At 57.7% G+C, this 9,259-nt stretch carries 10 protein-coding genes; all 10 read left to right on the top strand.

The window, feature by feature from the left end:
• Nucleotides 1–250: 250 nt before the first annotated feature.
• The 10 genes from ABIZ35_RS01545 (at nt 251) to ABIZ35_RS01500 (ending at nt 9,151) form a co-directional block, all read left to right on the top strand.
• A complete protein-coding gene (locus tag ABIZ35_RS01545; protein WP_348218115.1) occupies nt 251–1,405 on the top strand; it encodes an XRE family transcriptional regulator in 1,155 nt (384 codons plus the stop codon).
• On the top strand, nt 1,377–1,901 hold the full coding sequence (locus ABIZ35_RS01540; protein ID WP_348218114.1) for a hypothetical protein: 525 nt from the start codon (nt 1,377–1,379) through the stop codon (nt 1,899–1,901). Before ABIZ35_RS01545 ends, ABIZ35_RS01540 begins: the two co-directional genes overlap by 29 nt.
• A gap of 8 nt (nt 1,902–1,909) precedes the next feature.
• Entirely contained in the window at nt 1,910–3,679 is a 1,770-nt protein-coding gene (locus tag ABIZ35_RS01535) for a recombinase family protein (RefSeq protein WP_348218113.1), read from the top strand.
• Nucleotides 3,680–3,700: 21 nt separating this feature from the next.
• On the top strand, nt 3,701–3,973 hold the full coding sequence (locus ABIZ35_RS01530) for a crosslink repair DNA glycosylase YcaQ family protein (protein WP_348218116.1): 273 nt from the start codon (nt 3,701–3,703) through the stop codon (nt 3,971–3,973).
• A 134-nt stretch (nt 3,974–4,107) separates the two neighbouring features.
• Entirely contained in the window at nt 4,108–4,728 is a 621-nt protein-coding gene (locus ABIZ35_RS01525; protein ID WP_348218112.1) for a hypothetical protein, read from the top strand.
• 69 nt (nt 4,729–4,797) lie between these two features.
• Nucleotides 4,798–5,193 carry an ankyrin repeat domain-containing protein gene (locus ABIZ35_RS01520; RefSeq protein ID WP_348218111.1) on the top strand — a complete coding sequence of 132 codons (396 nt, stop codon included), beginning with the start codon at nt 4,798–4,800 and terminating at the stop codon, nt 5,191–5,193.
• A gap of 35 nt (nt 5,194–5,228) precedes the next feature.
• Nucleotides 5,229–5,828 (top strand): hypothetical protein, encoded by a 600-nt coding sequence (locus ABIZ35_RS01515; RefSeq protein ID WP_348218110.1) that lies wholly within the window; start codon nt 5,229–5,231, stop codon nt 5,826–5,828.
• Between the two features lie 82 nt (nt 5,829–5,910).
• Nucleotides 5,911–6,996, top strand: a complete 1,086-nt coding sequence (locus ABIZ35_RS01510) for a hypothetical protein (RefSeq protein ID WP_348218109.1) — start codon at nt 5,911–5,913, stop codon at nt 6,994–6,996.
• Nucleotides 6,997–7,391: 395 nt separating this feature from the next.
• Nucleotides 7,392–8,036, top strand: coding sequence for a LamG-like jellyroll fold domain-containing protein (locus tag ABIZ35_RS01505; protein WP_348218108.1), 645 nt, complete (start codon nt 7,392–7,394; stop codon nt 8,034–8,036).
• On the top strand, nt 8,033–9,151 hold the full coding sequence (locus tag ABIZ35_RS01500) for a DUF5054 domain-containing protein (protein ID WP_348218107.1): 1,119 nt from the start codon (nt 8,033–8,035) through the stop codon (nt 9,149–9,151). Before ABIZ35_RS01505 ends, ABIZ35_RS01500 begins: the two co-directional genes overlap by 4 nt.
• The last annotated feature ends 108 nt before the right edge of the window (nt 9,152–9,259 follow it).

Genomic DNA, 9,259 nt, shown 5'->3' with positions numbered 1-9,259 from the left:
TCGACACGTTCAGCGTTTTTTTACCACAATCCAACTCCTGGCCGATTACCGGTGCATAATAATAGTAACGGAAGATCGTCGACGAACAGCCCAGGGAGCGCTTGCTCTCTGGGCTTATTTTGCGTTTCAGGTAAGCCAGCGTATCCAAGGCCAACTACGGATATTTCTGTTTTCTAGAAATTTTTCCACATGGAAAAGCCATAATAAGGTATAATAATTCGGCAAATAAGGAAATATGGAGCGCTCTACGATGTTAATCGGTAAGAAGCTCGCGGAGGCCCGGCGAAGAATTGGCCTCACTCTCGAAGCTGTTGGACAGAAGACCGAGATCGGTCTTTCATCTCTGTCCGACTTCGAGAACGACAAGAGGGAACCCAAGTTCCATCAATTGAAGAAGCTGGCCGACGTGTATCACCGGCCGGCCACGTTTTTTCTCAGCGACGAGCCGTTTGGCTCCGCCGTCGTTCTGTGGCGACAGAAGCCCACGGAGGGCGCGGAGGCGATCGAGGACCGCTTCCTGCGCCTCTGTGAGCAGTATCGTAACCTGGAACAGTGGACCGGCGATGTTCTCACCCCTCGCCTTCCGGAGGCGGCTTCGCAGAGCCGCGCGCTCACCTACAATGATGCGGAAGTTTTGGCGGCGGAAGTTGCGAAGGAACTCGGGCTGGGCGATAAGCCAGGCTTCGATCTGATGCGCCGTCTGGAGGATGACTGCGGTATCCGCATCTTCCTGGACAGCTTTGAGCCGACAGGGACGGCCGCCTGCGTCAAGAGCGACGAGCACGGCTGGGCGATCCTACTGAACGGCGGGAACCCGGTGTGCCGGCAGCGCTACGACCTCGCGCACGAACTGTTCCACTTGCTGGTCTGGGGGATTTACCGGGCGAAGGGAAACACGGCGTCGGTGGCGAGCGAACACGAAGAGAAGCTGGCGAACACCTTCGCGTCGTGCCTGCTCCTGCCGCGTGAGCCGCTGCTGAAGGCCCTCAGTCGCTTCCAGAACGCCGAGGGAGCCATTCCCGGAAGCGCCGTCCCCGAAATCGCCCGGCAGTTCGGCGTGTCCATCGACGCGCTTGTGTGGCGTATCCACACCGTCTACGGCTGGTCGAAGGATCGTCAGGAATCGACACGGGCGCTGATTGCGGCGATCAAGGCGGACAGCCGCTCCACCGGCGCGGAGGAACCGCTGCGAGACGGCAAATTCCCGCCTCGATACCAGTCGCTCGCCATCCGGGCGCTCAAGGAAGGCGAGATCTCCACCGGCAAGTTTGCGGAATACATGGAAGTCAGCCGCCGCCACGCCATGAGCATCGCAGAGGCCGGGACAAACGCGCTGGATGAAGTTCGTCTGGAAGCACAGTCTGAGGAGTATTCGCTTGACGAAATTTCGCTTACTGCTGCTTGACGCAAACGTCATCTTCTATCTGTTCTCGCATGGGCTGTGGGACGCTGTCCTTAAGGTCTGCGACGTGCATCTCTCAGCCATCGTCAAAGATGAGTGTCAATACTACGAAGATGACGAGGGCGTCCGTCATAATATCGACTGGAGCAAGTACGCCGGGCGAATCACGCTGCATGACGTTACGCTCGATCAGGTGAGCGCTCTTCGCTCCAAGGTCGGCGCCACGATCCTGGAGCGTCTCGACGCCGGGGAGGAAGAGCTTCTGGCGCTCCTCGATCATTCCTTTGACGACTTTAAAATCTGTTCCGGCGACACGATTGTCTTTCGCACTCTGCCCGTCTTAGGGCGAAGCGAGCAGGGGATTTCTCTGGAGGAAGTCCTGGCGGGCTGCGGCCTGCCAGCGACCGTGCCGCCACACTACACGAGGAAGACACGCGAAGACCAAACCCGACGCGGTTTTCAGGATACGATTACCGGTCTATCGACCCATCGCGAATAGCCCACCCCATGGCAAAAAAGAAACCCCTCCCCAATCCAAATGGCCTGATCGCCGGCTACCTGCGCATGTCCGACGTCAAGTTCCCCGACGGCTGTACGTCCGTGGCTGATCGAGAAGCATTTGTCGACCAGCTGCGGCGAATTCGCATGTCGGAACTGATACAGGACGCCGAGCGCGACCGCTGCAAGATCGATGTCTGGTATGACGACATCGGAATCAGCGGGCGCGGCGAATATCTCGCGAAGCGCCTCGCCTACCAGTCGATGCTCAGAGACGCCAAGGCCAAGAAGCTGCGCGCCGTCTACGCCCGTGACCTTTCCCGCCTCGGCCGTGATCTGATCGAGCAGGAGAGCTTCTTCCTCCAGCTGGAAGCATGCGCCGTCGATGTCCGCGTCGCCGACCTGCCCACGAGCGGTGACCCCGCCGCGCGAACCCTGGTCCGCCAGCAGCTCGGAAGCCTCAATCAGTACATGGCGACGAAGAACGGCCAAACGGTCGCTCAGGTCAATCTGGAGCGCGTACGAACGGGACAGTGGGTTGGGCGTACCCATTCCATGTGGGGGCTTCGTTATAACAAGGAAACGAAGTTTTTCGACTTCGACCCGGTGACTGCGGATCATGCGGTGTGGGTTTACGAAACGTTCATCGAATGCCACGGGCTTGGCAGGGCGGCGGCGCTGCGGCTGCAGAAACAGTTTGATGAGGGCCACCCGCGCGCGGTCCCGCCGCCACAAGGCGGTATCTGGAGGATGAACCGGGTTCTGGACCTGGCCCGCTCCGAGTTATATCGCCGCAAAATCAAATACAAAGATCTGCTGATCGATCACAACGAACTCCCACCGGATGCGCCGAACCGGCTCCCGGAGGTGGTTCCTCGCCACATCACGGACGAAGTGGACCGGCTCCTCGCTGTCCGCGCGCCGATCGGCGCGCTCGTCAGCGCCGGCAAGGCGGGGCGGCTAACCCACACCTACGGCGCCGGACTGCTCATCTGCCGACATTGCGGCCGCAAAATGCGCACTTCCCCCGAACGAACAAATCGCGGCAAGATCATGAGCAGTTATCGGATCGCCTGGACGTGCAGTCTAGGAAGCGTGGGGGATGCGCAGCTGTGTACCTGGAATTTGTCCGCCCAGCAGTTCAGAATCGATGCTCTCGCCTGGCAAGGGCTGCGTACGGCCTTCGAGCTTTACAAAGAGGAGCCCTTTTCCACAACGGCCACGCGCAGAAAAAAGGCGTCCAAACCGAAATCTTCCGTCGCGGATGCTCTGGCGAAGCTGGACATCCGCCGCGACCGCCTGCTGGATGCGCTGGAAACCTGCGAGCCGGACGCTCTGCCGTCGATCAACGCCAGGCTGAAGGCGGTCGCGGAAGAGAGGATCCGATTGAAGTCAATGCCGGAGGCGACAGAAGTGCAGGCGGAAACGCAGATCGCCGACCTGACCTACCAGGAATGGAAATCTCTGTACGAACAGATGGACCAGGTCTGGAAAACGGAAGGGGATGCGCTGAGCTATGTCAAGCACGACTTTATGAAGACGCTTCAGATGCAGATCATCGTGAATATCTTACCGAGGGAGCCTAAGAAGCCGCGCAAGGAGGGGAACACGAAAACATACGCGGGACTGGTGAATATCGAGCTTTCCGTCGGAGCGCTCGGCCTCGTCGGTGACAAAGCGATCAGTCTGACCGAGACAGAAGACACCTTCCAAGCGTACCTTGTATGGCGCGGGGATATTGTCATGACCGCCAGCAAGCATATGGGCCGAATGGCTTAAGTTGTACACACATTTGACCGTCTGTATCACGCCGACCGCACCCGAATCATCTCCGACGAATTTCGCCCACAAGTCGTCACCAAGAACCTGCGTGTGCTGGCGACCTTTCTCGTGGACGGCTACGCCGCCGGACTCTGGACAACCGAGCGCAAAAAACGCACTGCGACATTGGCGCTCAAGCCATTCGCGCCTCTCACAAAAACAGCCGCAGGCGATCTCGCCGTCGAAGGCGAAAAGCTTCTGCGGTTCGTGGAGGAGGACGCGGATACGTACGCAATTCAAATCGTGGATTGACCGCAAGCGGCGCTCATTGTTCGTCCATATACCGATCCGCTAAAATTTGCTCTTCTCTCATTGACTTTGCCGTGAATTGCGCAGGAGAAAGAGCGCCCCGCGGCGTAAGTTGCAAACAAATGAAGGAGACAGACATGAGCGCACAAGATCCGAACGATCCCAACAATCCACCGCCGCAGCCGCCGCCGAATTGGGGGCAGACGCCGCCGCCAATACCACCACAGCAGGGCCAGTGGCCCGGTCAGCAGCCCCCGCCGCAGCAGGGACAATGGCCGGGACAGCCGCCGCCTACCCCGCCCCAGACAGGACAGTGGCCCGGGCAGCCACCGCCGCAGACAGGGCAATGGCCTGGGCAGCCGCCGCCGCAAACTGGCCAGTGGCCGGGACAAGGCGCACAGCCGCCTTACGGACAGCAGCCACCGCCGTATGGACAGCAACAGCCGCCTTATGGTCAGCAGCCACCCGTGTGGCCGCCGCCGCCGAACCAGCAATATGGTTTTGGGGGCGGGTATGTGGAAACGGTTAACTCCGGCGACATCTTAGCCACCGCAATTTTCTCATTTATCTGCTTTGGGTTTGTCCTCGGGCCTTGGGCAGTTATCAAAGCGAACAAAGCGATCGCAGCGATGGACGCGGGCCGCGCGGACCCGAGGGATCGCGGAAAGGTTGTCACCGCACGGGTTATCGCCGTCATCGGTACGATCTTCTATCTCTTAGCCTTCATCAGCCGTGTCGGAAGATTCGCTTCTCACTAGCTAAAGTCCCTAATTCCGCTCTTTTCCCCGCAGTCCCAATCGGGGCTGCGGAGAATCTCACCAATCACCATGGAAAAAGACTTCATCAAGGCCGCCAAAAACGGGGACCACACCAAGATCGTGGAGATGCTCGCTTCGAATCCCGCTCTGCTGGAGGCGCGCGACAAGGACGATTCCACGGCGCTGCACTGCGCCTGCTGGAAAGGGCATCTAGAGATCGTCGCGACGCTGCTGGCGGCGGGCGCTCCCGTTGATATTCACAACAAGAACGACCACTGGGGCACAACGCCGCTGCACGCCGCCGCGCACGCCAATCAAGCCGCCATTGCCGAAATGCTGATCCAGCACGGAGCAGACCCCAATGCGCTCGATAGGAATGGCCAGACCCCGCTCCATCACACCACATTTCACAAGGCCGGCGGCGCCGCCAAAGTACTAAAAAAGCACTCACTGCAAGACAAATAGAAAGGAATAAGCACGCAGATTTACGGGAGACCACTATGATATTCAGCCTTTTTTCCAAACCTACACTGACAGTCGAACAGCAGCTGACAGATCTGGCGGCCTGCGGGCTCCCCCTGTCTCCCAGAGCCACCGTAGATGATCTGTTTACGGTCGCTACTCGCGAGGACATGGAACGGAACCCGTTTGACCATCTCGTCGCGGCGCTAGGTTTCACGAAAGAGGATGAGTCGGATACTCCACTGTGCGATAACCTATGGATGTGTGATTTCCAATGCATCCACGACCACGGCGATTATGTCAAAGTTATCGAACGCTTCCGTATTCTATGCCACCGGCGTCTCTGGTTCGAAAACGTGAGCGACTTCGTGGAAACAGAGTTCAACAAAGCCTGGGTGGAGTTCGATGTCGACGGCGATCGCGTTCACTGGAACGCTGTTGTGAAGGACGATTGGCTGGACCCATTCCTGCTCAAAAAGCTCGACCTGCTGCTCGCCGAGCACACCAATCTCCGCATCTACTCCAACACCGCCGACTTCGGCCAATCCGCCCTGCTCGGCTGCTTTACGAACGAGGAATTCGAACGCTTCCATCAGATCTCCCACATCCCATTCCTGCCGCTCGCGCAGCAGTCGTGAATGCTCTGTTCCGTAAAGTATAGGTTGATGCCTCGCAAAATCCGCCACAGCGTCATCGCTGTCTTGCAAGGAAGAGCACACGATGAGTGAACAACGGCATGTGTTGTCTGTTGAAGACGTACGAAATCGACCAGCAATGTTTGTCGGCTCCAGGGATCATCACGGTATCTTCAACACAGTGTGCGAGATTTACGGTTATTACGCCAATGAGATCTTCGCCGGAGCTTTTACCGACCTGGAGATCATCCTCCATTCTGATCGTTCAATTTCGATCACGGGACGGGAATCCCATTCCGAAAAGCCGAAGGACCAGGCGTATTCTCAGACGAGGTCGATACAATCGTTGGCGGAGGAACTTATTCATCGGCCGAAGACTATCGATTACCGCATGGGTGTGGATCACATTGGCGTTTCCATTGTCAATTGTCTCTCTCAATGGCTCGTTTTCCATGTGAAGCGTGGTGATTCCGATCATCGCTTTCGGTGGGAGCGCGGGAAATATGTCTCCCCATCGCCTCCGATTGACCTGATAGCAGGTGATGAACTGACAATCCACTGGATGCCGGACCCGGAAATCTTTGGAGACGCCCAACTTTCGGCAATCGACGTGGAGAGGTTCCTGACGAAAATGGCGCCGCTGCTGCGGGAAGCGAAGCACCGATTTTCTGATCGTCTTACCCAGCGGCAGCCCTTGCCATACTCCTCTGATCGCGGCTTATCCCATCTTGTGGAATACCTAAATGGGCCGTATACTGCAATAGGACAAACCATCCATCGCCTTACGTCTCAACCAGATGCAAACGGCGACTTGATGGAGATTGAATTTGCCGTACAGTTCCATCGCGAACCCGGCGAGACGATTATTTCGGTCGCGAATATGCACTTTACCAACGCCGGCGGCGCCCATGCGGACGGTCTTATGGCGGGGTTTCATGCAGCCCTACGCGAAATCGAGCATGACAACGCTGAGAGGCAAAGAGTTACGTTTGGGCCGGGATACACAGCGGCGATCTCGGTTCGACTGCGCCATCCGCGATTTGAATACTCCACGAGATCGGGGCTAGGCAACGACGAAATCCGTGAAGATGTGGTCGGTATTGTCCATCAGGCCATGAGAGACGGATTGGCGCAGGACGAACACCTGCGGCGGACGATCGAGTACTCATAGAATTGCGGCTGGTCAACAAGCAGTTCAGACGAATGATTGAAATTTGGTCGCCAATGTCTTATCAGTCTCGTAAAATCAGTTGCTTTCGATCTATTGTATTCAGCGATAGCGTCGATATTGAGAGGTGGACGAGACGTTATGTCAATACGATGTTGCGGCCGCGCTCCATCGCGCAGCGGACGCGGGACTATGGCGGGGGAGAGTTCTACGGCTTTGGACGTGGTCAGCATCTTTCCCGGTGTGAGAGTATGCTGCGGCGTATTACTCGCCAGGTCGGTCATACCATGTTTCGATATCGAGTAACGCGTGCTCCGCATCCGGCCTACGCCAAAAAGAGCAGGGTGATGACCCGCTTTGTTAAAAATCCGGAATCGTCATAAAGCTGAGGATGACGAATGATGATCAAATGGGCAGTCGGCGTTGTTTTTACTCTTACGTGCGCATCGGTCATCCCGAGATGCGAAGGCGCGCCCACGCCGGTCTATCAGTGGAGCGCCGTCGAGACCTTTGCGGCGGGCCGTTGGGCGTTTCATCGTTATCCAGTCCCGCTGCTGCCCACTAGTCCAGGTCAATCATGGACGATGAATTTGTTTCTCAAGGCCGATGAAATTCCGACGGAAACGACGATCGTCGGCGGGTTTGGGGACACGCTCGACAGCACGGGAACGCAGCGCTATATCATTTTCTATCATGGAGCGGTCGGCTTCTGGAGCAGCAACACGGACTGCCTCACCGACGCAACGATTGAGCGAAAAAAATGGGAGATGGTGACCGTCACTTACGACGGCGCTACGATATCGGTCTACAAAAATGCGAAGCTGGTCAAGTCCGCGCCGATCGTGCTGAAGGAAGCGGAACCGGTGGTTAACCTTGGGACTGAAGGCCCTTGGGGACAGCCGTCGCTGTACCGGGGGCGCATCGCAAAGTTCGCGATCTGGTCCGCATGCCTACAAGCGCCAGAGATCGACGATTTGTATCAATCCCAGCCGGCGGACAATCCACCGGCGCCGCGCCGCGCTCCCAAGAAGAAAACGAAATGAACAGACGTGATTTTCTGCGTGGCGTCGCCGCAGCGGGCGCCGTGTGCGCGGCGGGTTCCCTAAGCGCGTGGGCGGACGCCGATACGGATGTCCGCACGGTGTATCTGGTCAACAAATGCCATCTGGATCTTGGCTACACCAACTTCCAGCACAAGATCCTGCGCACTTACTTCGACGACTTCATCCCGCACGCGATCGACACATCCCAAAATTTGGCGCAGACCGGAGCGACGGAGCGTTATTGCTGGACGCTCGGATCGTGGATGATCCAAGAGTATCTGGCTCAGGCTTCTCCAAGCGCGGCGAAGCGGTTCGAGCAGGCCATCGCGGACGGACAGATCGCCTGGCACGCGCTGCCTTTCACCTGGCAGACGGAGATGCTGGATCGGTCTCTGATCGAAACATCTCTGGGCATTTCCAAAGCGCTGGACAAACGGTTCGGCAAAACCACAACTGCGGGCAAGCTCACCGATGTCATGGGGCACTCGCGCGGGATTATTGCGCCCCTGGTCGACGCCGGCGTCAACTTCCTCCACATCGGCCCGAATGGCTCATGCCGCTATCCTGACTTTCCGGCTCCCTTCTTCCGCTGGCGTGACAAGTCCGGAAACGAGCTGATCGTGATGTACGCCACGGACTACGGAGGCACGGAGCGGCTGCCGGGATCGCCGATCGCGGTCTCAATGAATGTCCGTGCGGACAATACCGGGCCGCATACTGTCCAGGAGGTCAAGGATCATTACGCCTGGCTGAAATCACGCTATCCAAACGCTCAGATAATTTCGGGCAACTTGAGCGCCGCCGGAAACGCCCTTCAGCCCTATCTCAAATCCCTGCCAGTCGTGACACAGGAGTTCGGAGACTCATGGATTTACGGCGTCGCCTCCGATCCCAAAAAGGTCGCCAATTACCGCGAGCTTTGCCGGCTGCGGCAGGAGTGGATCGCCTCGGGCAAAATGACGAAGGGCGCGGCGGTCGATCTCGCGATGACATCACGCCTGATCCTGGGTCCCGAGCACAACTGGGGGCTGAGCTTCCACCAGATCTTTCCCTGGAATGACCTATACACGCCGACACAACTTCGGGAGGCCAGCGTGCGCGGTAGTTGTCAATAGTTTTGAGACGTACGAGTACATAATTTTTAACTTGTTATTGTTGTGTTCCCTTCCTGCGACGTATTATTCTTTGGCGGGTTGATCCAGGCAGCCGAAGGCACGGCCGGT

Origin of the sequence: Capsulimonas sp. (assembly GCF_039929585.1) — a bacterium.
In the GTDB taxonomy this organism is placed as follows: domain Bacteria; phylum Armatimonadota; class Armatimonadia; order Armatimonadales; family Capsulimonadaceae; genus Capsulimonas.
This window is presented reverse-complemented; position numbering and strand designations above follow the sequence as displayed.

Coding starts and splice junctions, on each gene's coding strand:
- ABIZ35_RS01510 (WP_348218109.1), top strand. CDS start 5,911: ATGAGTGAACAACGGCATGTGTTGTCTGTTGAAGACGTACGAAATCGA.
- ABIZ35_RS01525 (WP_348218112.1), top strand. CDS start 4,108: ATGAGCGCACAAGATCCGAACGATCCCAACAATCCACCGCCGCAGCCG.
- ABIZ35_RS01545 (WP_348218115.1), top strand. CDS start 251: ATGTTAATCGGTAAGAAGCTCGCGGAGGCCCGGCGAAGAATTGGCCTC.
- ABIZ35_RS01520 (WP_348218111.1), top strand. CDS start 4,798: ATGGAAAAAGACTTCATCAAGGCCGCCAAAAACGGGGACCACACCAAG.
- ABIZ35_RS01505 (WP_348218108.1), top strand. CDS start 7,392: ATGATGATCAAATGGGCAGTCGGCGTTGTTTTTACTCTTACGTGCGCA.
- ABIZ35_RS01535 (WP_348218113.1), top strand. CDS start 1,910: ATGGCAAAAAAGAAACCCCTCCCCAATCCAAATGGCCTGATCGCCGGC.
- ABIZ35_RS01500 (WP_348218107.1), top strand. CDS start 8,033: ATGAACAGACGTGATTTTCTGCGTGGCGTCGCCGCAGCGGGCGCCGTG.
- ABIZ35_RS01515 (WP_348218110.1), top strand. CDS start 5,229: ATGATATTCAGCCTTTTTTCCAAACCTACACTGACAGTCGAACAGCAG.